The sequence below is a fragment of the Photobacterium sp. ABD4_091 genome (assembly GCF_056160145.1).
In genome coordinates, this window is sequence record NZ_JBSWWQ010000001.1 from 2,677,932 (window position 1) to 2,698,761 (window position 20,830).

The 20,830-nt window shown below is 50.1% G+C and carries 19 protein-coding genes; 11 read left to right on the plus strand and 8 right to left on the minus strand.

The window, feature by feature from the left end:
* The first annotated feature begins 138 nt into the window (after nucleotides 1-138).
* The 3 genes from apbC to ACXAGQ_RS12350 all read left to right on the plus strand — a co-directional run bounded on the left by apbC (nucleotide 139) and on the right by ACXAGQ_RS12350 (nucleotide 4,408).
* Nucleotides 139-1,230, plus strand: a complete 1,092-nt coding sequence (apbC, locus tag ACXAGQ_RS12340; protein WP_475254133.1) for an iron-sulfur cluster carrier protein ApbC — start codon at nucleotides 139-141, stop codon at nucleotides 1,228-1,230.
* A gap of 207 nt (nucleotides 1,231-1,437) precedes the next feature.
* A complete protein-coding gene (gene udk / locus ACXAGQ_RS12345) occupies nucleotides 1,438-2,082 on the plus strand; it encodes a uridine kinase (RefSeq protein ID WP_475254134.1) in 645 nt (214 codons plus the stop codon).
* Nucleotides 2,083-2,272: 190 nt separating this feature from the next.
* Nucleotides 2,273-4,408 carry an AsmA family protein gene (locus tag ACXAGQ_RS12350; protein ID WP_475254135.1) on the plus strand — a complete coding sequence of 712 codons (2,136 nt, stop codon included), beginning with the start codon at nucleotides 2,273-2,275 and terminating at the stop codon, nucleotides 4,406-4,408.
* 104 nt (nucleotides 4,409-4,512) lie between these two features.
* On the opposite strand, the gene ACXAGQ_RS12355 is transcribed toward ACXAGQ_RS12350, so the two are convergent.
* Together ACXAGQ_RS12355 and ACXAGQ_RS12360 are read right to left on the minus strand one after the other, a co-directional pair.
* Nucleotides 4,513-4,947 (minus strand): ester cyclase, encoded by a 435-nt coding sequence (locus tag ACXAGQ_RS12355; RefSeq protein ID WP_475254136.1) that lies wholly within the window; start codon nucleotides 4,945-4,947, stop codon nucleotides 4,513-4,515.
* A gap of 97 nt (nucleotides 4,948-5,044) precedes the next feature.
* A complete protein-coding gene (locus ACXAGQ_RS12360; RefSeq protein WP_475254137.1) occupies nucleotides 5,045-5,497 on the minus strand; it encodes a CBS domain-containing protein in 453 nt (150 codons plus the stop codon).
* A 189-nt stretch (nucleotides 5,498-5,686) separates the two neighbouring features.
* On the opposite strand from ACXAGQ_RS12360, the gene ACXAGQ_RS12365 reads away from it, so the two are divergent.
* The gene (locus ACXAGQ_RS12365; protein ID WP_475254138.1) at nucleotides 5,687-6,727 is read left to right on the plus strand and encodes a metal-dependent hydrolase; all 1,041 of its coding nucleotides are present in this window, start codon (nucleotides 5,687-5,689) and stop codon (nucleotides 6,725-6,727) included.
* 414 nt (nucleotides 6,728-7,141) lie between these two features.
* On the opposite strand, the gene ACXAGQ_RS12370 is transcribed toward ACXAGQ_RS12365, so the two are convergent.
* From ACXAGQ_RS12370 to ACXAGQ_RS12380, 3 genes are all read right to left on the minus strand, one after another.
* Nucleotides 7,142-7,576, minus strand: a complete 435-nt coding sequence (locus ACXAGQ_RS12370; RefSeq protein ID WP_475254139.1) for a phosphate-starvation-inducible protein PsiE — start codon at nucleotides 7,574-7,576, stop codon at nucleotides 7,142-7,144.
* A gap of 163 nt (nucleotides 7,577-7,739) precedes the next feature.
* On the minus strand, nucleotides 7,740-8,345 hold the full coding sequence (gene cobO / locus ACXAGQ_RS12375; protein WP_475254140.1) for a cob(I)yrinic acid a,c-diamide adenosyltransferase: 606 nt from the start codon (nucleotides 8,343-8,345) through the stop codon (nucleotides 7,740-7,742).
* An 11-nt stretch (nucleotides 8,346-8,356) separates the two neighbouring features.
* On the minus strand, nucleotides 8,357-9,148 hold the full coding sequence (locus ACXAGQ_RS12380; RefSeq protein ID WP_475254141.1) for an adenosylcobinamide-GDP ribazoletransferase: 792 nt from the start codon (nucleotides 9,146-9,148) through the stop codon (nucleotides 8,357-8,359).
* Nucleotides 9,149-9,314: 166 nt separating this feature from the next.
* Here ACXAGQ_RS12380 and ACXAGQ_RS12385 point away from each other — a divergent pair, with 166 nt between their 5' ends.
* Complete coding sequence (locus ACXAGQ_RS12385; RefSeq protein ID WP_475254142.1) at nucleotides 9,315-9,998, plus strand: DUF3313 domain-containing protein; 684 nt, start codon at nucleotides 9,315-9,317, stop codon at nucleotides 9,996-9,998.
* A gap of 29 nt (nucleotides 9,999-10,027) precedes the next feature.
* Nucleotides 10,028-10,480 (plus strand): low molecular weight protein-tyrosine-phosphatase, encoded by a 453-nt coding sequence (locus tag ACXAGQ_RS12390; RefSeq protein WP_475254143.1) that lies wholly within the window; start codon nucleotides 10,028-10,030, stop codon nucleotides 10,478-10,480.
* 79 nt (nucleotides 10,481-10,559) lie between these two features.
* Here the strand turns inward: ACXAGQ_RS12390 and ACXAGQ_RS12395 are convergent, their stop codons facing one another.
* Nucleotides 10,560-12,116 (minus strand): SulP family inorganic anion transporter, encoded by a 1,557-nt coding sequence (locus ACXAGQ_RS12395; protein WP_475254144.1) that lies wholly within the window; start codon nucleotides 12,114-12,116, stop codon nucleotides 10,560-10,562.
* A gap of 278 nt (nucleotides 12,117-12,394) precedes the next feature.
* Entirely contained in the window at nucleotides 12,395-15,754 is a 3,360-nt protein-coding gene (gene rne, locus ACXAGQ_RS12400; RefSeq protein ID WP_475254741.1) for a ribonuclease E, read from the minus strand.
* Between the two features lie 446 nt (nucleotides 15,755-16,200).
* Here rne and rluC point away from each other — a divergent pair, with 446 nt between their 5' ends.
* On the plus strand, nucleotides 16,201-17,151 hold the full coding sequence (gene rluC / locus ACXAGQ_RS12405; protein WP_475254145.1) for a 23S rRNA pseudouridine(955/2504/2580) synthase RluC: 951 nt from the start codon (nucleotides 16,201-16,203) through the stop codon (nucleotides 17,149-17,151).
* 87 nt (nucleotides 17,152-17,238) lie between these two features.
* Here rluC and ACXAGQ_RS12410 read toward each other — a convergent pair whose 3' ends face one another.
* Nucleotides 17,239-17,820: a Maf family protein gene (locus tag ACXAGQ_RS12410; RefSeq protein ID WP_475254742.1), complete on the minus strand. Its 582-nt coding sequence runs from the start codon at nucleotides 17,818-17,820 to the stop codon at nucleotides 17,239-17,241.
* Nucleotides 17,821-18,122: 302 nt separating this feature from the next.
* Here ACXAGQ_RS12410 and yceD point away from each other — a divergent pair, with 302 nt between their 5' ends.
* Genes yceD through ACXAGQ_RS12430 form a run of 4 tightly spaced genes read left to right on the plus strand, consistent with a single transcriptional unit; the run spans nucleotide 18,123 to nucleotide 20,825 of the window.
* Entirely contained in the window at nucleotides 18,123-18,638 is a 516-nt protein-coding gene (yceD, locus tag ACXAGQ_RS12415; RefSeq protein WP_039468813.1) for a 23S rRNA accumulation protein YceD, read from the plus strand.
* Between the two features lie 19 nt (nucleotides 18,639-18,657).
* Nucleotides 18,658-18,828, plus strand: coding sequence for a 50S ribosomal protein L32 (rpmF, locus tag ACXAGQ_RS12420; RefSeq protein ID WP_006231206.1), 171 nt, complete (start codon nucleotides 18,658-18,660; stop codon nucleotides 18,826-18,828).
* A 9-nt stretch (nucleotides 18,829-18,837) separates the two neighbouring features.
* Complete coding sequence (gene plsX / locus ACXAGQ_RS12425) at nucleotides 18,838-19,863, plus strand: phosphate acyltransferase PlsX (protein WP_475254146.1); 1,026 nt, start codon at nucleotides 18,838-18,840, stop codon at nucleotides 19,861-19,863.
* A 5-nt stretch (nucleotides 19,864-19,868) separates the two neighbouring features.
* The gene (locus ACXAGQ_RS12430; protein ID WP_107300142.1) at nucleotides 19,869-20,825 is read left to right on the plus strand and encodes a beta-ketoacyl-ACP synthase III; all 957 of its coding nucleotides are present in this window, start codon (nucleotides 19,869-19,871) and stop codon (nucleotides 20,823-20,825) included.
* Nucleotides 20,826-20,830 lie beyond the last annotated feature (5 nt).

Consider the following 20,830-nt stretch of genomic DNA (forward strand, 5'->3'; position numbering starts at 1 on the left):
AAAACGTAGCTGTAAATACTACCTGATGGATAGCACCTTGCCTAGGAGGATCTGCTGTAAATCACCGTAAAATGGGGCGCTAAATAAGCATCGGTGTTAGGATGTAGGTAAACAATAAATGTGGAGCGCTAAAAGATCATGAGCAATGACTCAATTACCCGTTTCGAAAGCGTGGCAGATATTTGCCGTTGGTTGAACCAGTTTGAACACCCTTTGCTACACGAAGAGTGGGCTGAGACGACCAACGTAGTGTCGGTGTCGGCTGACGGTAAAATATCGGTGACGTTTCCTTTTGCCGCCAGCCAAGTTGCAGAGCTTTTGGAGCAGTGGATCATTACCCAGCAAAAACTCCATCATATTGCCAGTGACATCCATTTCGATATTTCCTGCCGTGTAGCGCCATTGGCTTCGGGTGACAAGCAGCCACTCAATGGCGTTAAGAACATTATTGTGGTGAGCTCGGCCAAAGGCGGGGTCGGCAAATCGACCACGTCAGTTAACCTAGCGTTGGGTTTGCAAGCCCAAGGGGCCAAAGTCGGCTTGCTCGATGCCGACATCTACGGCCCATCTGTGCCTATGATGCTGGGCACGGTCGATGAGAAGCCCCAGTCCCCAGATGGCAAGATGATGATGCCGATTGAGTCATGCGGCCTGTTTACCAACTCTGTCGGGTACTTGGTGCCTGCTGATAGTGCGACCATTTGGCGCGGCCCGATGGCTTCGAAAGCACTATCACAGATCATCGCCGAGACTTGGTGGCCAGAGCTGGACTATCTGGTTATTGATATGCCGCCGGGCACGGGTGATATCCAGCTGACGCTGGCACAGCAGATCCCCGTTACCGGAGCTGTTGTTGTAACTACTCCTCAAGATCTGGCGCTGGCTGATGCTATCAAAGGGGTCAGCATGTTCAACAAGGTCGACGTACCTGTATTGGGTGTGGTCGAGAACATGAGCTACCACATCTGTAGTAACTGCGGCCATCACGAGCCTATTTTTGGTACGGGTGGGGCTGAGCGCATGGCGCAGGAATATGCGGTTCCGCTGTTGGCACAATTGCCATTGCATATCAATATTCGTGAAGATATCGACAACGGTAAGCCAACAGTTGCGGCATCACCTGACTCTGAGCAGGCGCAGGCCTATATCCAGTTGGCCGGCTCTGTGGCCAGCCGCCTGTATTGGGAGGGCACGCCGGTGGTCGAGCAGATCACAATTCGTACAATGTAAACCATTGCTTCGCTCAAACCTGCAGAGTTTCTGAGCAAACGTGGCGGATGCCGCTTTTTTACTGGCATCTGCCCCTACATCTGCCTATAATCAGGCGGTTTATTTATGCCTATTTAAAGCCATTTCCCGACACAGTGAGTGATGGGGGATGGTCTGTTTATTACGGTTTGTCCACTACGCCACGTTGTTTTACAGGTGCTTTCTGATATGTCTGAACACTCTCACCAATGCGTTATTATCGGTATTGCAGGTGCCTCTGCATCCGGTAAAAGTCTGATTGCCAGCACAGTTTATAAAGAGCTAAAAGAAAAAGTAGGCGATCATCAGATCGGTGTTATTACGGAAGATTGCTACTACAACGATCAAAGCCACCTAAGCATGGATGAAAGGGTAAAGACCAACTACGACCACCCAAATGCCTTGGATCACGACCTACTTTGTGACCACCTTGAGCAGTTGATCCGCGGTGAAGCGGTGGAAGTTCCTCAGTACAGCTACAGCGAACATACGCGTATGGTTGAAACCACCACGCTGACACCGAAGAAGGTGATCATCCTGGAAGGTATTCTGCTGCTGACAGATCCTCGCCTGCGTGAAATCATGCACGCCAGCGTTTTCATGGATACGCCACTAGACATCTGTTTGCTTCGTCGTCTTCAGCGTGACGTTGCTGAGCGTGATCGCACAATGGAATCTGTTCTTGAGCAGTATCAGAAGACAGTACGCCCGATGTTCATGCAGTTCATCGAGCCATCTAAGCAGTACGCAGACATCATTGTTCCTCGTGGCGGTAAAAATCGTATCGCGATTGACGTACTGAAAGCACACATTGCCAAGTTGCTACGTGCTTAAGGTCAGCCCTGACCAATGAATATCGATAGGCAGCATTACGCTGCCTATTTTTTTACCTGGCAAAAACATAGCGGCTGTATGTTGGGTATAGACTTCAATCACTTGAAGTCGTTGGGCTATATGCCACAATGGGATCAGATTACTTTGCGCTAGGCTCGATTGATGAGCATGGATGAAAGATGGGGATGTAATGAAAAAAATAATAATGGCTTTACTGGCGATACTTGTCGTTATCGTTGTCGGTATAGCGGCCTTGGTGGCGCTGGTTGATCCCAACCAGTTCAAACCGATGATTGCTGAGCAGGTAAAAAAAGCGACTGGTCGCGATTTGGTGATCGAAGGCGACATCAGCTGGCGCTTCTTCCCGAGTATCGGGTTTGATATTGGCAAAACAGAATTCCGTAACCCGCAAGGGTTTGCCGAGCCTAACCTTGCCCAGTTCGAGCAGGCAGAGCTTTCCGTCTCTGTTACGCCGTTGTTCTCCCAACAACTTGAAATCGGCAATGTCAGCTTGCTCGGTGGCCGGGTGTTTATCCAAACCCTCGAAAATGGTGTGAGCAACCTAGATGGCTTGTCAGGGCAAGATAAAACAGGCGCTGAAGCTGATCAGCCTGCGGCCGAGACTGAACAACCCGTACCACAAGCTGAGCAACAAGCTTGGCAGATCAGTTTGGCCGGTGTGGAAATCAACAATGCCAGTGCACTGATCATTGACGATAAAGCAGGGAGCCGAACAGAAGTTGAGCGCCTTGATTTCTCCCTCGACCAATTTGCACCGGGTGAGTGGACGGCCGCGAAGTTCAACATTGCCGGTAATGCTGGCGATCTGAACTTCAGGGCGGAAGGCCAAACAGAGTTATTGATTGCCAAGGCGCTGGATGGCGCTGAGCTTAAAGCTCTGTCGTTAAAGGCCAGTGCTAAAGATGCGGTTAATGATATTCGCAACGCTAACATCTCGCTCGACAGCTTCAAGTTAGGTGAATGGTCAACGATTGAGTTTGCCATTGAAGGTGAGGTACCAGATTTGAGCTTCAACACCCAGGGCTCTACCCAGCTGATGGTGGATGAAGCGGTTAAGGTCATTGACTTGAAAGCGGCCAAGGTGAGTGTTGATGCTAAAGGTGCCAGCCTGCCACGCCCTGAAATGAAAATTGGCCTAGAGGCCGATGCCAAATACCACTTGGATAAAGGATTGGCTGAGCTGCCTTCGCTCAAGGCGACAGTCGATGAACTGGCGGTTGCGGGTAATGCTTCTTTCCAGTCGGCAAATATTCCGGTGATCCGCTTTGACTTATCTTCCGACAACATTGATGTCGATGCTTTCCTTGGTACAGGTAATGAGAGTGCTTCCTCTAAGCAAGGTGACGCAAGCCAATCAGGTAGTGCCGGAGCGAATACAGGAGCTGCGAGTGAGAAGGAAACAGACCAAGAACCTGATCTGGGCGTGCTAAAAACCCTCGAACTGGCCGGTAAACTTGCTGTTGGCCAGTTCAAAGCCGCTAATGCTCATATGAGTGATGTGACGCTGGCGATGACGGTGAAGAATGGCGTGTTTGACCTGAGTGGCCTTGATGCCAAGCTATATCAAGGCACGATTCATACCACAGCCAAAATCGATGCCAACGGGAAGCTGCCAACCTACCGTGTCACCAAGAAAATCAAGGGTGTACAAGTCCAACCTTTGCTGGTGGACGTTGCACAGAATGACACCTTGGCCGGCAGCGGTGATATTACTGTGAATGTGTCGGGCACTGGCTTGGCTGAAAAACGTATTCGCGAAAATATCGCCGGTAAGGTGGATATCCGTTTTGCCGATGGTGCCATCTATGGTGTGAATATCCCCGAGATGATTCGCGAGGCCCGTGCAACCTTGAAGGGTCAAAAGGCGGAATACGTTAAAGAAGAGAAGAAAACGGATTTCTCTGCGATGTCTGCGACTATCAACTTGGGCAAGGGCGTCGCTTCGACCAATAACCTTGATATCGACTCGCCGCTGTTGCGCATCAACGGCAACGGCTCAACCAGCTTGGTTAACGAAACGATCGACTTTGCAGTAAACACGTCGGTTGTTGCTACCAGCAAAGGACAGGGTGGCAAAGAGGTTGATGAGGTGGCCGATCTTACCGTGCCGATTGATGTCAAAGGTAACTGGAGTGAGCCAGCCTTCTCGCTTAATCTTGCCCAGCTGCTGAAGCAGAACAATGAACTTGAGCAGAAGGCACAGCGCGAAGTGGAGCGCGGCCTCGAGAAGCTGTTGGGTGACAAAGCCGAAAACGAGGATATCAAGAAGGCGGCAGACAAGCTGCTCAAAGGGCTGTTTAACTAATCAGCCATTACGATAGCCGTAACTATAACCAAGGAGAGCCGTTGCTCTCCTTGTTTTTTTGTACTGCTTTAAGTACTGGAAATTGCAGTGTATTGATTGGGGGATCAGACGACACCTATTTGTTGGAGCATACCCATTTGATCCCATTGCTCCCAGCGCTCTACGACCCGGCCATCAACGACTCGGTCTAATATTAGGCCTTCAAATTTGACCGGTTGCCCTGTCGGGGCGGTATCCCCAAAAGGTCCGGTATGGGTACCAACGGCCGTCCACCTTGTGGCGACTTTGTCACCTGAGACTATTTGGTCATCGACCGTTAAGTGTAAATCCGGAAACGCGGTTATCAATCCTTGGACTAGATTTTTGAATTCTGAAACCGACAGGCTGGGGGATGGAGCGCCTGCTATGTGAATGAGGCCTGTCGCCGCAAAAGCTTGGTCTGCGCCCGATACCGTTCCTTGATTCAGCCCATCGATCCATATCCGTTCATATTCAGTGATTGCTAGAGTCATCGCTACATACTCAATGATAGAGTTCACAGGTAAAGATAGACGATATATTTGAGTCTGGTTTGCTAGGCAGAAGGAAGGAGGGAGTTATCAAGCCCTACAGCCATGTAGGGCTCGGTTTTATTGGCTATGCGAGTTGCTTTTTCTTCTTGGCCGATTTCTGGCTTTCCAGAATATCCTGGAAGGCTTTTAACAGATCAATAGCCGACAGCATGCCGACCAGTTGTCCCGTTTTGTCCAGCACTGGGGCGGCGCCGACATGGAAGTCCAGCACGGTACTGATGGCTTTGGTCAGGGTGTCGTAAGTGCGGACATGGACGATATCCCGGATCATCACATCGCTAATGTGCCACTCATCCGTCAGGTGGTATTCATGGCCGATTTCAGGTGACTCATCGACCCAGCCTGGGCGGCGAAGCTCTCTGTCACTCACAATCCCGACCAGTTGTCCGTCATCATTAACAACGGGAAGGTGGCGGATATTTTCATCGCGCATCAAAAAGAAGGCTTCTCTTAGGCCGGTTTCAGGCGAGGTAGTGATAACTTTGCGTGTCATGTATTCCGAGACTTTCGTTGGCATTGCATCTTCCTTTTTCAAAGTTGATGGGTGTTGCCTGATTTACCGTAGCGAATATTACGTTGTCGATCTGCGAGCCATCCCCAGTTTTAACGCAACAATTTATTCATATGTAAACAATTTTGTAACTTGTTGCGTAGCGACTAATAGCTCTGTTAAGGTGGCGGCTCACAAAAAGAATAAGGAATGATTGTGGATTCAGTAACACAAGCGGCGCTGGGGGCGGTGGTCGCCGGTGCAGTTGCAGGCAGGAAGTGTTCCCCGAAGATTTTGTTGGCAGGTGCGGCTCTGGGCACGCTGCCGGATCTTGATGTGCTGATCAGCTATGGTGATCCTGTATCGGATATGGTGAAGCACCGTGGCTTCAGCCACTCGTTGTTTGTGCTTCTGCTGTTTTCTTTTCTACTTAGCTGGTTATGGCAAAAATGGCGGCCAACCCGTTTTAGTTTCAATCACCTTTGGCTACTGGTTGCGGCTTGCCTGGTAACCCACCCTCTGCTTGACGCAATGACGGCGTATGGTACCCAGTTGTTCTGGCCGATCAATGTACCGATTGCCGTGCCGAGCTTGTTTATCATCGATCCGCTTTACACTATCCCGCTATTGCTTGTCATTTTGGCGAGCCTGTTGTGGCGAGATCGTATTGCTAAGCTTTGTCGCGCAGGGCTTGCATTGTCTACGCTATATATCGTTTGGTCGGTCAGTGCGATGAATGTCATTGATAGTCGGGTAGAGCAGCAGCTAGAGGGCACGCCACTTGCCGGACAGCCAGTCTTTATTACCCCGACACCATTTAACACTGTGTTGTGGCGAGTGGTGGTGAAAGGCCAAGACAATTATTACGAAGGCTTATCCTCGGTACTGGACGGCGATACAGAGATAGATTTTCTGCAAAAGCCTTTGGGAGCTTGGCCGCAAGAGCTTGCTTCAGACCACCAACAAATGCTTGAGCACTTCACGGGTGGCTTTATTAAGTATGAGCTGCGCCAGTCAAACTTGGTAGCGTCAGATTTACGGTTGGGGATGGGGGAGCAGTTAGCTTTCCAGTTCGCATTGGCGGAAAAGGATGGCGAGTGGACAAGTATTGATCCTGTGAGGGTTGAAAGCCCAAGGGGCAGGCTGGCCCAGATCCCTAACTTATGGTTGAGGTTGCTCGGTAACCAAGATATCGATGCCAATTTATGCCATGTCTCTGAGTGCCCGAAGTCTAGCGTACCGCTGGCAAGCCGCTAGTTAATGATGAATACCGAATACGTCATATTGATAGTCAGGAGAGGGAACAGAGTGGTTAGCGGCTTTGATATCAAAATTGCGTAAAGCAGAGTAAAAAAAGTACAACTAAGCAACTGTTAGAGTATATAATTGACTAAAATGTAACTTACGGTGTTTAAAAGTGATAAGCCCGTAAGTTACTGGTACTTGGCGGCTAAGCTGACTTGGAAATAGTTGAGGTAAACATTAATAGTTTAAAGCGGGTGTTGAAGGTGACTGACTTTGAGTCCCTCCGGGCAAAAATGCACAACAAAGTTGTCAAAAAAGCTGAGGATTACTACAGAAACAAGCTCGGTAAACCCAAGAAACCCCAGTCGAACCAAGAATAAGCGTATATCTGAAAAAGGGAGTGAATTATCACTCCCTTTTCTATTTTTAGTCGTGCGAGTTGCGGTAGCCCGGCTCCTCGGCATCTTCGTAAGGCCAATAATGGTGACCAACACGAATCAACATGGTCGCTGCGGCTAAAATGAAGGCGGCAACCGATAGCCAGACAATATACACGCCATCAAGCTCTTTCATGCCGAGGGTGATGTAACGGGCTATCGCCATAATAGCAATGTAGATAGGGTAACGGACAGGGATCTTGCCGTTGGTGACGAACTGCTGAACCATAGCCAGAACTTCTAGGTAAATGAACATCAGCAGGATATCAGTCAGTGCTATTTGACGGTTGGTATAGATCACGATGAACTCATTGATCATTGCTGCCAATGTGGCCAGGGTGATACCAACTAGCAAGATAGCTTCGAGGATATGGAACAGTTTTAGAAATATCTCACTGAATTTCTTTGGTAAATGTGAAGGCATTGTTGTCCCTTGTCAGGCTTGTAATTGGTCTTGAAAAATAGACCTGTTATGAGCCAAATATTGGCTTTTTCTTGCCAAGGGTCAAGTAAAAAATGTGACAAAGGTCGAGAATAAAAAGTAGCCACAGGAGGGGGAGAGTGGCTACTTGTCGGGAAAAGGCGGGTTACCAATCAACCCCTTTTCGGGCTTTTACTCCGCTTTCGAAGGCATGCTTCACGTTGCGGACTTCCGAGACTGTATCTGCTAAATCAATGAGTTCCCGGTGAGCCCCTCGGCCTGTGACGATAACAGACTGTGATTCGGGGCGGTTATTGATGGCATCAATGACCTCAGCCAGCTCGATGTAACCATAGGTCACCATATAGGTCAGTTCGTCGAGAAGAATGACATCATAGTGATCACTTCCCAACATTTTTTTACACTCCGCCCAGGTAGCTTGGGCTGCGGCTGTATCTGCTTCTTTATTCTGGGTTTCCCAAGTGAACCCAGTTGCCATCACGGCAAAATCAACATCGTGCTGTTCGAGCAGTGCACGCTCACCACAGTCCCAGGTGCCTTTGATAAACTGGCCGACCCCACATTTCTGGCTATGCCCTACTGCACGGGCGATAGTACCAAAGCCCGAAGTAGACTTTCCTTTGCCATTACCGGTAATGATCAGGAATAAGCCCTTTTCTTCTTGCGCAGAGGCGACTTTGGCGTCTATTTCCGCTTTGACTTTTTGCTGACGAGCCTTATAGCGGCTGTCTTTCTGGGTTTGATCTACCATGATGTTCCTTTTTATTGTTGAGCTAACATTGCCAATATGATCAGATAACCTGTTAATTCAGCAAGTTGCTGACATGCGCCAAGACAATCTCCAGTATAGCCCCCTAATTGCTTGGTAAACCAGCGGCCACAGGCATAGCGCACCAGTAGCAGGGCGGCGGTAAGCATCAGTGCCGTTGGCAGTGGCAAAAACAGTAATATAAAGAAACTGGTGATAATTAAAACCCACAAATCTTGTTGGCTTTGCTCATTGGCTAGCGGCTTGATCTTGCTTTGTTCATCAAGGCGAACATAGGGATAGCTGAAGATAAGGCTAGCGGCAATAGCACGGCTTAGGCCGTGGAGGCAAAATAGTGCCAGTGCGGTGAAGGTGGGTGATGCCTCGGCTAAAGCAGTCAGGCTTGCCCACTTCATCGCAAGGACAATAAACAGCGCAGCAGCGCCATAGGTACCGAGCCTAGAGTCTTTCATGATTTCCAGTTTTTGCTCTGGTCGCCAGCCGCCGCCAAACCCGTCAAACACATCGGCTAGGCCATCTTCGTGAAATGCCCCGGTCAGCAGCAGGCTTGCAGCCATGGCAATGGTCACTGCAACAGAGGCGGGTAATATGAGGTGTGCCAGCCAGAAACTGACCGCGCTTACCAGGCCGACTATTAGCCCAACCAAGGCGAAATAGCGGTTGGCCTTGTTCAGGAGCTCCGGGGAATAGGGGGTATCTGCCGGAATGGGGATACGGGTAAAGAAAGCGAGTGCGATCAGGAAAATATGCCCTTGTTGCTTTAACGCCGGAAGAGTGAACGACATGGTTAGCGGCCTTGCTGAAATAACGAAGGCTCATACGTTACTTTAACCTCTGTTGATATACCAGTAATACGCAGGGGCAAAAAAGTGCTAAATGTTACTTTGATGACTAGAAAATCGACACTAATGCGCATATCATACTGTAAATTACATCTGCGGGGGAATGGTCATGCGTTGGATAGTGGTTTTGTGTTGTTTGGTGTCGGTTGGGTGTTCAAGCCGTTTACCCACGGAAGATGAGAAGGCAGTGATAAAGGCGACCAATAGTCATCAACTCGAGGAGGTTAACTACATTGAAGACGCCAATGGCTTGCAATGGGTTTCACCGCAAGTAGCGCTATCAGACTATCAACAGTTGATCATTGAGCCTGTGGGCCTTCATCAGCGTACCCAAACGGTGCACCAAATACCGCCAGTCGTATTGGAGCAGGTTTCAGTGAGGCTTCAGCAGTTGCTGGAAGAGGAGCTTTCAGCTGGGGTTCCTATCGTTGAAATGCCGGGAGACAAAACGGCGATATTACGTGTAGAGATAAGCCGCGCCAGCACCGATATGGAGGATCTGAAAATAACGGAAATCTTGCCTTATGGCGCACTGATTGGGGGGGCTAAGGCCTTGCTCGGCACAAGGGATAGGAATGTCCGTATTTTGGTGGAATCTCAGCTGCTTGATAGCCAGACAGAGGAGATTTTGGCTGAGCGTGTCAGTGTATTACTGGCCAAAGATGTACTGGAAAATAACAGCGAAATGTTACGTTTCGAGCAAATCCAACAAACAGTTGACCGTTTTACCCAAGACATTGTCCATTTTATCCGGTTGAGCGCTTATACTGCGAAGAACAACGAACCAAGCTAACAGCGATGAGATGCGGTTAAGGAGTGACAATGACACAGCGGATTTTGGTGGTATGTATGGGGAATATCTGTCGTTCACCGACGGCTGAGGCCGTGCTGCGTGCAAAGATTGCAGAACGGGGGCTAGATATCGAGGTGGATTCAGCCGGTACAATAGGCTACCACCAGGGCGAGTTGCCGGATCACCGTGCACGTGCTGCTGGTGAAGCGAGGGGATATAGCTTCGAGGGGATCCGTGCCAGGCAGGTGCTTGAAGATGACTTCGACGTATTTGATCTGATCCTGGCCGCCGATAATGATAATTTGCGTGATTTAAAACGTAGTTGCCCAACCCACCTGCACCGTAAGCTGGCGCTCTTTCTTGAATATGGCCGGCCTGATGTCGAAGAAATACCTGACCCTTACTATGGTGGACAACGTGGCTTTGACTATGTTCTTGATTTGGTCGAAGAAGCGTCCGATGGTTTGCTCGATAAGCTTTAGTTAGCTCTTGTTGATTAATGTTTACCCATAAAAAACGCCCGCATCAATGCGGGCGTTTTTATCTATTCAACCAATGGAATTAACCAAGCGTATCGGTTGCAACCTTGTAGGTTGGGTCTTCCATCAGGTTCACTTCCACCAAGTTACCTGCTTTTTTCAGCAGCGAGCGGCATTCAGGGCTCAAGTGGCGGATGTGCAACGTTTTGCCTTGGTTGGCGTAGCGATCGGCAATGGTATCAATAGCTTCGATAGCGGAGTGATCTGCAACACGTGACTTGGCGAAGTCAATGATCACATCGGTAGGATCGTTCTTGGCATCAAACAACTCAAGGAAGTTAGCGACTGAACCGAAGAATAGCGGACCGTCTAGTGCATAGACTTTCGAGCCATTGTCATCAACATAGCTTGATGCGTAGATGTGCTTGGCGTGTTTCCAGGCAAAGACTAGCGCAGAGTAAATCACACCAACGATAACAGCCAATGCCAGGTCAAACGCAACGGTAACACCGGTTACCAGAATGATGGCGAAGAAATCGTGCTTAGGCACTTTGCGGGCCATCTTGAAGCTTGCCCATTCAAAGGTGCCGATAACAACCATGAACATCACACCAACCAGCGCAGCCAGAGGGATGATTTCGATCAGCGAAGAACCGAACAGGATAAACAACAGAAGGCCAACCGCACCAGTGATGCCAGATAGGCGTCCACGGCCACCAGAGTTGATGTTAATCATCGACTGGCCGATCATCGCACAGCCGCCCATTGCGCCGAATACAGAACACGTCACGTTCGCTACGCCCTGGCCAACACACTCTCGGTTACCTTGGCCACGGGTGCCTGTCATCTCATCGATTACTGTCAGGGTCAGTAGCGACTCAATCAGGCCAACAGCTGCCAGAATCAAAGAATATGGCAGGATAATGCGCAGGGTTTCCATGTTGAAACCCACTTCCGGGATAGCGAATGTCGGCAGTGAACCAGCAAGCGTGGCGTTGGCATCGCCGCTCATAGTGCGAACAAAATCGACTACGGTACGGGTATCAAGGCCAAGGCCGTGAACCAGTACGGTTACTGTAATAATCGCAACCAGTGAAGAAGGTACGGCTTTAGTGAGCTTCGGCAGGAAGTGGATGATAAACATGGTCAGGGCGACCAAGCCAAGCATGATATAAAGCTGAGAGCCTTGCATCCACTGTAGGGCACCGCTGGCATCTGGTACTTTGAACTGGCCCAGCTGAGCTAAGAAGATCACAATTGCCAGACCGTTAACGAAACCGATCATGACCGGGTGCGGTACCATGCGGATAAATTTACCGAGCTTGAAGACGCCGGCTAGGATTTGCAGGACACCGGCTAGCATAATGGCGGCAAAAAGGTACTGAATACCGTGTTCTGCGACTAGGCTGACCATTACAACGGCCATGGCGCCGGTAGCACCAGAGATCATACCCGGACGACCGCCCAGTACAGCCGTTACCAAGCCGACGATAAAGGCAGCGTACAGGCCAACCATTGGATCAACACCCGCCACGAAGGCAAATGCAACCGCTTCAGGTACAAGGGCAAGGGCAACAGTGAGCCCCGAAAGAACGTCATTCTTGACGGATTGTCGTGAAAATTGTGGGAATTCAAACATGCTTATAGGTTTTGATCTGACTCTGGTGGTTGATTGGAGTAGCTTTGAGATTGAGGCTACAAAGCCGCGGATCCTACAGAAATCTGTGATTTAGTTCAACTTTCAAGCTGAATTATTCACGGTGCTTGTTACTTAGTGTAAGAAAGTTTGGTGTCAGTAATGTTATTAGTGAAAAGTTGCACTGATTGCAAGGAGAGGCACCCATCAAGGGCTAGAGAGCAGACAAAAAAAAGCCATGCAATTATGCATGGCTTTTTTATCAGATTGCAAGCGTTAGCTTACTCGGCTTTTGGCATCGTTGACTGGGCGCCCGATGCAGCGTGGCTGGTGGCCGTTTGGCTACCTGCCTGGCGAGCCGCGAAGCGTGCTTCACGTAGCGGTGCAATAGCAACAACCTCAGCGTCAACAGCGCCTGCCGGAGCGGGTGCTTTCGCCATGGCTGCAGTTGCATGATGGCCGCGTGGAGACGTGGCACAAACCTGTGTTGGTGCCGTTTCTACGCTCACAACAGTCGCTTCAGGCGCTTTCGCTTCTTCCTGAGCTTCTGCTACAGGCTCTTCAGCAACAGGTGCTTCTTCCAAAGGCTGCTGGGCATGCATACCTAGCATTGCCGCCTGTGCAGCAGCGATAGCTGCAGCTACGTCTGATTCAGCTTCTGCTTTAGGCTCTTGAGTAACAGCTTCTTCAGAAACAGTCTCTTCTGCAACAGTTGCTTCTACCGTTTGCTCTTCAGCCGCGGGTGCTTCAACAACTGTCTCTTCAACAGCAGTTTCTTGAGCTACAGCTTCTTCAGCAACAGGTGCGTCAACGGCGTCAGAACGAAGTGGGAACGCTTTGCCCATGGCTAGCTCAGGCATAGCGACACCACCAAGGGCTGGGGCAGATTTCTCAGCAACGGCTTCTTCAACCTGTGCAGGCGCTTCAGCTTCAATAGCAGCTACCGCTGGCTTGCCCGCGGCAGGCCAGACTTTACCCATAGCCATTTCAGGCGAAGCAACACCGCTCTTCAGACGAACTGTTGGTTTGCGTTTCTCAACGATAGAAACCACATTCTCGATATCGTTCAAAGTATCGGTGACTTCTTCAACCGCATGACCGACAGCATCAGTTACCATTTTATCCATGTCTTCGCCTTTCTCTGGGCGGGTGTCACGGATACGGCGGCGACGCTGGCCACTAGCGCGCAGGTGACGAGGAGAGCGACGGTTACGACGCTGGCCTTCTTGTTCACCGTTCTTCTCTTCAGAAGACTCTGTTACTGCTTTCGCTTCCTGGGCCATAGCTGTGCCCATCTCTTGAAGCTCAGATTTGGCAACTGGCGTTTCAGCGATTTCAGGCTTCGCGGTTCCAACTGCTTTCACTTCAGCTTCATCAGTAATACGCACTTTCTTACGCATCTCACGACGCTGGCGACGCTGTTTAACCTTGACGGTTTTTTCTTGCTCTTGACGCTGCTCTTCAACAACCGGCTTATCTGCTTTGGCTTTCTGCTCCTGATCGCGCTCGCGACGAGGTTTTTGAGCCTGGGCATCATCACGGTCACGACGCTGGCGTTTCTGATCTTTGTCTTTACGCTGCTGCTGGGTTGGCTTCTCGGCGCCTTGCTCCTGCTTGTCTTTCGCTTTTTCGTTGCGACGACGAGCCTGGCGCTGTTCACGCTGTTCAGCTACCTGCTGCTTCTTGTTGCTATCCGCTTCCTGGCGGTCAGTACGCTCTTGGCGATCCTGACGGCCACGGCGGTTGTCTTTGCCACCACGACGGTTGTCTTGCTGGCGTTCACCGCGACGACCTTCCTGACGCTCACCACGACGACCGTCTTGGCTGCGGCGGTTGTCTTTGCGGTCACGACGGTTGCGCTTGGCAGGCTCTTTCTTCTCTTTAGGCTGCTCTTCTTGCTCAGGGCCTGAGAAGAAACTTGCAATTGCAGTGAAGATACGGCTAAAGAAACCAGGTTTCTCTTCGGCAGTTTTTGCTGGAGCCGCTGCTTTCTTAGTAGGCTGAGGCTTGGCTTTCGGTGCCGAAGGCGTTTGTGCTGGTGCACTGAAGCCCTGGAGAACAGGTTCTTCACGCTTCTTAGTTACACGCTCTTGCGGGGTTGCTGACTCTGCCGCTTCTGCTTCACGCAGCGCTTCCAGGGTGCCTGGCAAGTTGTATGACAACGTATCGTGCTCATCACCAGAACGGACACGAACCACTTCGAAGTGAGGGGTTTCCATGTTGGCGTTTGGCACGATGATAACGCGTACATTGTGAGATTTCTCAATGTACTGCACCGAGCGACGTTTTTCGTTGAGTAGGTAGGAGGCAATCGCCACCGGCACAATGGCCAATACCTGCGAAGTGTTGTCTTTCAGTGCTTCTTCTTCGATCAGGCGAAGAATAGAAAGTGATAGTGATTCACTGTCGCGGATCACACCAGTACCGCTACAGCGAGGACACACATGGTGGCTAGCTTCAGCCAGTGACGGGCTCAAGCGCTGGCGGGACATTTCCAACAGTCCAAAACGCGAAATACGGCCGATCTGAACGCGCGCACGGTCCATACGTACCGCTTCACGCAGGCGGTTTTCTACTTCACGCTGGTGGCGTACCGGAGTCATATCGATGAAGTCGATAACAACCAGGCCACCAAGGTCACGTAGGCGCAGCTGGCGAGCAATCTCGTCTGCTGCTTCGAGGTTAGTCTGAAGCGCCGTTTCTTCGATATCGCCACCCTTGGTTGCACGGGCAGAGTTGATATCGATAGAGGTCAGTGCTTCAGTCGGGTCGATAACAATCGAGCCACCAGAAGGCAGGCGAACTTCGCGCTGGAACGCGGATTCGATCTGGTTTTCAATCTGGTAATGGTTGAACAGCGGTGTTTCGCTGTTTTCGTATAGCTTCACTCGAGACAGGAAGTCTGGGCGAACCTGCTGGATGTGATCGCGGGCACGGTCAAAGATTTTCTTGCTGTCGATAACAATCTCACCGATGTCACGGCGTAGGTAGTCACGAATAGCGCGGGCAATAACGTTACTTTCCTGGTGGATCAGGAAAGGCGCAGGAGCCGAATCGGCAGCGTCTTTAACACGTTCCCAGTGGTTTAGCAGGTAGTTCAGATCGTATTCCAGATCTTCAGCTGACTTACCAACACCAGCAGTACGTACAATCAGCCCCATGCCCTGAGGCAGTTCAAGCGTGCTTAGTGCCGCTTTCAACTGAGTACGCTCTTCACCCTCGATACGACGGGAAATACCGCCAGCACGTGGGTTATTTGGCATCAGAACCAGGTAGCTACCTGCAAGTGAGATAAAGGTGGTAAGGGCGGCGCCTTTGTTGCCTCGCTCTTCTTTGTCAACCTGAACGATGACTTCCTGACCTTCTTTAAGCACTTCCTTGATGTTAGGGCGGCCTTGGTAAGAGTAGTCAGCAGGGAAGTAATCGCGGGCGATTTCTTTAAGAGGGAGGAAACCGTGGCGTTCTGCACCGTAGTCAACGAACGCTGCTTCCAGGCTTGGCTCGATACGTGTGATGCGTCCTTTGTAGATATTTGCTTTTTTAGATTCGTGGCCAGGGCTCTCGATATCAAGGTCGAACAGCTTCTGCCCATCAACTAATGCGACGCGCAACTCTTCCTTCTGAGTTGCGTTAATCAACATTCTTTTCATTATATTGTACTCGTTTTTTTCATGTGCTAGTGCACTTTGCAACGTGTCTTTACTGGTGGTGCCGGACCCCAAGTCTGATCTTAAATGCAACCTCACGGCTGGAATTCAGGGGTGCTATGTGGCAACACGTATCATCCAACTGTACCAAGATGTTTAGATCTGAAAATGCACAGCTGGTTCACCGATGGTTACGGCGGTATCTGTCACACCAATAAATAATTCGTCATTAAAGGACACTAAAAAAACACTCCGAAGAATTAAACGTCTTACGCCACATGCTGCGTTTTTCATCAGAGCGGTATATATAGTCATCAGTCGGGTGTTATTCTGTTCACCCTGTTGGCAAAGTAGGCAAATTTTCCTGCCTCTGCACGCCAATGATAGCAGGGTGACTTTTTTGCGGCAATCTGCTTTGCATACATGTTAGAATGAAACCCATGAAAGATGATAAACCAAAAGTGCAGTTCATCGAAATATCTGATGACTTTGCAGGCCAGCGAATCGATAATTTCCTTCGCGCACGGCTAAAAAATGTACCAAAAAGTATGATTTACCGCATTTTGCGCAAAGGCGAAGTGCGAGTGAACAAAAAACGTATAAAACCAGAATACAAATTGCAGGACGGTGATCTTGTTCGGGTTCCTCCGGTAAAGGTACCGGAAAAAGAAGACCAAGCACCGATCAGCACTAAGCTGGACAAGGTTGCTGAGCTTGAAGCATGCATTATCTATGAAGATGACCACATGCTGATCCTCAACAAACCGTCCGGTACAGCGGTTCACGGCGGCAGCGGCTTGAAGTTCGGGGCTATCGAAGCACTTAGGGCTTTACGTCCGGATGCGCGCTTCCTCGAGCTGGTACATCGTATCGACCGTGATACTTCAGGCATCTTGCTGGTAGCGAAGAAGCGTTCTGCATTGCGCAAGCTGCAGGAGCAGTTCCGCAATAAGACAGTACAGAAGTATTACTTTGCCTTGGTAATGGGCGAGTGGAAGGCGAGTTGCAAGAAAGTCACCGCGCCGTTGCTCAAAAATGAGGTCAACAGTATTGTGCGGGTCAATCCGAACGGCAAGCCGTCAGATACCCGTTTCAAAGTACTTGAAAGGCTGGACCAAGCGACTTTGGTTCAGGCCAGCCCGGTAACAGGCCGCACCCACCAGATCCGTGTGCATTGCCAGTATACCGGCCATCCAATTGCTTGGGATGACCGTTATGGTGACCCGCGTTTTGATGCTTTTACCAAAAAGGCAGGGTTAGACCGCTTGTTCCTGCATGCGGCGAACATCAAGTTTACCCACCCGGGTAATGAAGAGCAGATGGACATCAGCGCGCCGATGGAGAAGAAGCTGCAGCGGGCAGTGGAAAAACTGCGCCGCAAGGTGTCGTAGCATTTCTTGTTGCTACATATATAAAAAACGGCAGTGTACACACTGCCGTTTTTTTATTGTCGTTTTGAAACGCTTGCAGTCAATTTGCTAAAGCACATTGACACCTTGTTTCGCGAGCATTTCGCGTAGAGCGATCAGTGGAAGGCCGACCAAGGTGTTTGGATCACGCCCTTCTAGCTTGTCGAACAGCGCAATACCTAAACCTTCGCTTTTGAAGCTGCCTGCGCAATTTAAAGGTTGCTCTCGTTCGACATAATTGCGGATCTCGCTATCGGTGAGCTGACGGAAATGGACATGGAAGGGCTCACAGACCACTTCGCTTACACCCGTTTGGGCGTTGTGCAGGCACAGACCGGTATAAAAGGTGATAGTTTTACCACTGGCTGCCTTGAGCTGGCGGTAAGCATTTTCAACAGTATGGGGCTTGCCAATGATCTGGCCATCAATCACACAAACCTGGTCTGAGCCTATAATCAGGTGCGTTTCATGCTCAGTTGCACAGGCTCTTGCTTTCGCTTCGGCGAGCCGGGTTACCAGCTGCTCGGCTTGCTCTCCTGCTAAAGGGGTCTCATCGGCATCAGGCTTGGCTGTGGTGAAAGGCAGGCCAAGTTTTTGCAGGAGAGATTGGCGGAAGGGGGAGGTTGAAGCCAAAAGTAGTGGTTGGTGCATGACGATTACCGGGTTATTGCTAGGTTGTGTTAGTCTACGCATCTTGCTTTATTAAGGCTACGTTATAATGGTAAGTAAAGTGGGCTTGCTGGTTGGGTTTTCACCAGTTTTTGTGTGTTATTTGAGCTGACGGGTGCTGCCGTACAAGTTATTGGTGGATAGGCAGATAACAGACAAAATGGTGGAAGTGGCAGTGCTGGAGTGCTCGTATCTGGCATCGAACATACGAATTGGCTAAATGCTGTTAATTCGCGCACATTTCCTTTGACTCAAACTGATTACAAGGCTAATATTCGCGCCCTATGCAAAAGGTAAAATTGCCGCTTACGGTTGATCCGGTTCGCGCTGCTCAAAAAAAACTCGACTATGATGGCATCATCAAAGCCGAACTTCTTGAGCGATTGGCCGAGTCAACGCAGAGCGTAACACGTGATGCAAACGTCACCTTGTCATTTGACTTGGACCAGCGTCGAATCGCATTTATGCGCGGTAGCGCAGATATCGAAGTGATGCTGACCTGTCAGCGATGTCAGGAAGGGTTCAAACACGAATATCGTGTTGAGTTCTGTTACAGTCCGCTCCTCAAACCAGAGGCAGCAGATGATTTACCGGAAGCTTATGAGCCGGCTGATGTCGACGAAAATGGTGAGATCAACCTGATTCAAATCGTCGAAGACGAATTGATTCTGGAATTACCTCAAGTCGCTATGCATGAGGAAGCTGACTGCAAAGCCAGCGGAAACATGACTTTTGGTGAGATCCCCGTTGCTGATGAGCGTCCGAATCCGTTTGCAGTATTGAAAAATCTAAGTAAGTAATTTAACAGGAGTAGGGTTAATGGCCGTACAAAAGAGCAAAAAATCACGTGCAGCACGTGGTATGCGTCGTTCACACGATGCACTAACAACTGCAGCTGTATCTGTAGATTCTGCAAGTGGTGAAACTCACCTACGTCACCACGTGACAGCTGACGGTTTCTACCGTGGCCGTAAGGTTATCAACAAGTAAGGTTGAGCCTTGAGTGGTCTAACCGTTGCACTTGATGCAATGGGCGGGGATTTCGGTCCTCAAGTAACAGTGCCTGCCTCCGTGCAGGCACTGTTGCAATTCCCAGAGCTCAAAGTCATATTATTTGGTGATCAAAGTGCGATCACTGCCCAACTATCTCTCCTGAACCAAACGAATCACCCTCGTCTTCGCATTGTTCACTGCGACCACGTTATAGCAAACGATACCCGTCCGTCACAGGCACTGCGCCGTAGCAAAGGCTCATCGATGCGTGCGGCCCTAGAAGCCGTTTCCGAAGGTTCTGCCGATGCTTGTGTTAGCGCAGGCAATACCGGTGCTTTGATGGCCCTTTCTCGTTATATCCTCAAACAGTTGCCCGGTGTTGATCGCCCTGCGCTGGTATCTGCTATCCCGACTCGGAATGAAACCAAAACATGGCTGCTAGACTTAGGGGCTAATGTGTCCTGTGATGCCGATACTTTGTTCCAGTTTGCCGTGATGGGGGCCGTTTTGGCCGAGCAAGGCAATGCGGGTCAGCCTCGGGTAGCTTTGCTTAATATCGGCGAAGAGGAGATCAAAGGTAATGATCTCGTCAAGCGCTGTGCGGAAATGCTGACTGAGTCGCCGGATATCAATTACATTGGTTATCTTGAAGGTGATCAGTTATACAGTGGCCAGGCTGATGTCATTGTTTGTGATGGTTTTGTAGGCAATGTTAGCCTGAAAACCAGTGAAGGGGTGGCGAACCTATTTATTGGTGCGATTAAACGTGCTATTTACGGGAATCCGTTCAAGCAGCTGGTGGCTAGGTGGCTGTTTAGTGACCTATTTAACAGCCTGAAACAGTTGAACCCCGACCAGTATAACGGCGCGAGTCTGTTAGGATTGCGCGGTATTGTGGTGAAAAGCCACGGAAGTGCTGATACAACCGCTTTGACTAATGCGATTGGTGAAGCGGTACACGAGGTCAAACGGCAAATACCGACAAAAATCAGTGACCGTTTGGAAGAAGTCTTACTCGAGAGGCATTATTAGTCTTCATGTATAGCAAAATTTTAGGTACTGGCAGCTATCTGCCGGAGCAAGTACGTTCTAATGCCGACTTAGAACAAATGGTTGAAACCAGTGATGAGTGGATTGTTGCTCGTACCGGTATTCGAGAGCGCCGTATTGCCGCCGAAGATGAAACTGTCGCGGTAATGGGTTATCAGGCTTCATTGAATGCCATTGAAATGGCAGGCATTGAAAAAGATGACATTGACCTGATCATCGTGGCAACGACCAGTGCGAGCCACGCTTTCCCATCGGCAGCTTGTCAGGTACAGGGCATGTTGGATATCAAAGGCTGTCCGGCGTTTGATATTGCAGCGGCCTGTTCAGGCTTCGTTTATGCCTTGAGTGTTGCTGATCAGCACATCAAAACAGGCATGGCGAAAAATGTCTTGGTGATCGGTGCTGATGCGCTTTCTCACAAGTGTGATCCAGAGGATCGCTCGACGATCATCCTGTTTGGCGACGGTGCCGGCGCGGTGGTTATCGGTGCTAGCGAAGAGCCGGGGATTATCTCCACTCATCTTCATGCGGATGGCCATTTTGGTGGCCTACTGAGCTTGGCAACGCCAGAGCACGGGCAGGCATTCAGCGATGACAAATGGCTTTACATGGCGGGTAACGAAGTATTCAAAGTTGCCGTAACCCAGTTGTCTAACTTGGTGAAAGATACCCTGGCTGCCAATAACATGGATAAGTCAGAGCTGGATTGGCTGGTACCGCACCAGGCGAACCTGCGCATCATCAAGGCGACAGCGAAGAAGCTGTCGATGTCGATGGACCAGGTCGTTGTCACACTTGACCGTCACGGCAATACCTCGGCAGCGACCGTGCCGACGGCGCTGGACGAAGCGGTGCGTGATGGCCGTATCCAGCGTGGCCAGACGTTGCTGCTTGAAGCCTTCGGCGGTGGTTTCACCTGGGGCTCTGCACTGGTGAAATTCTAAGCACC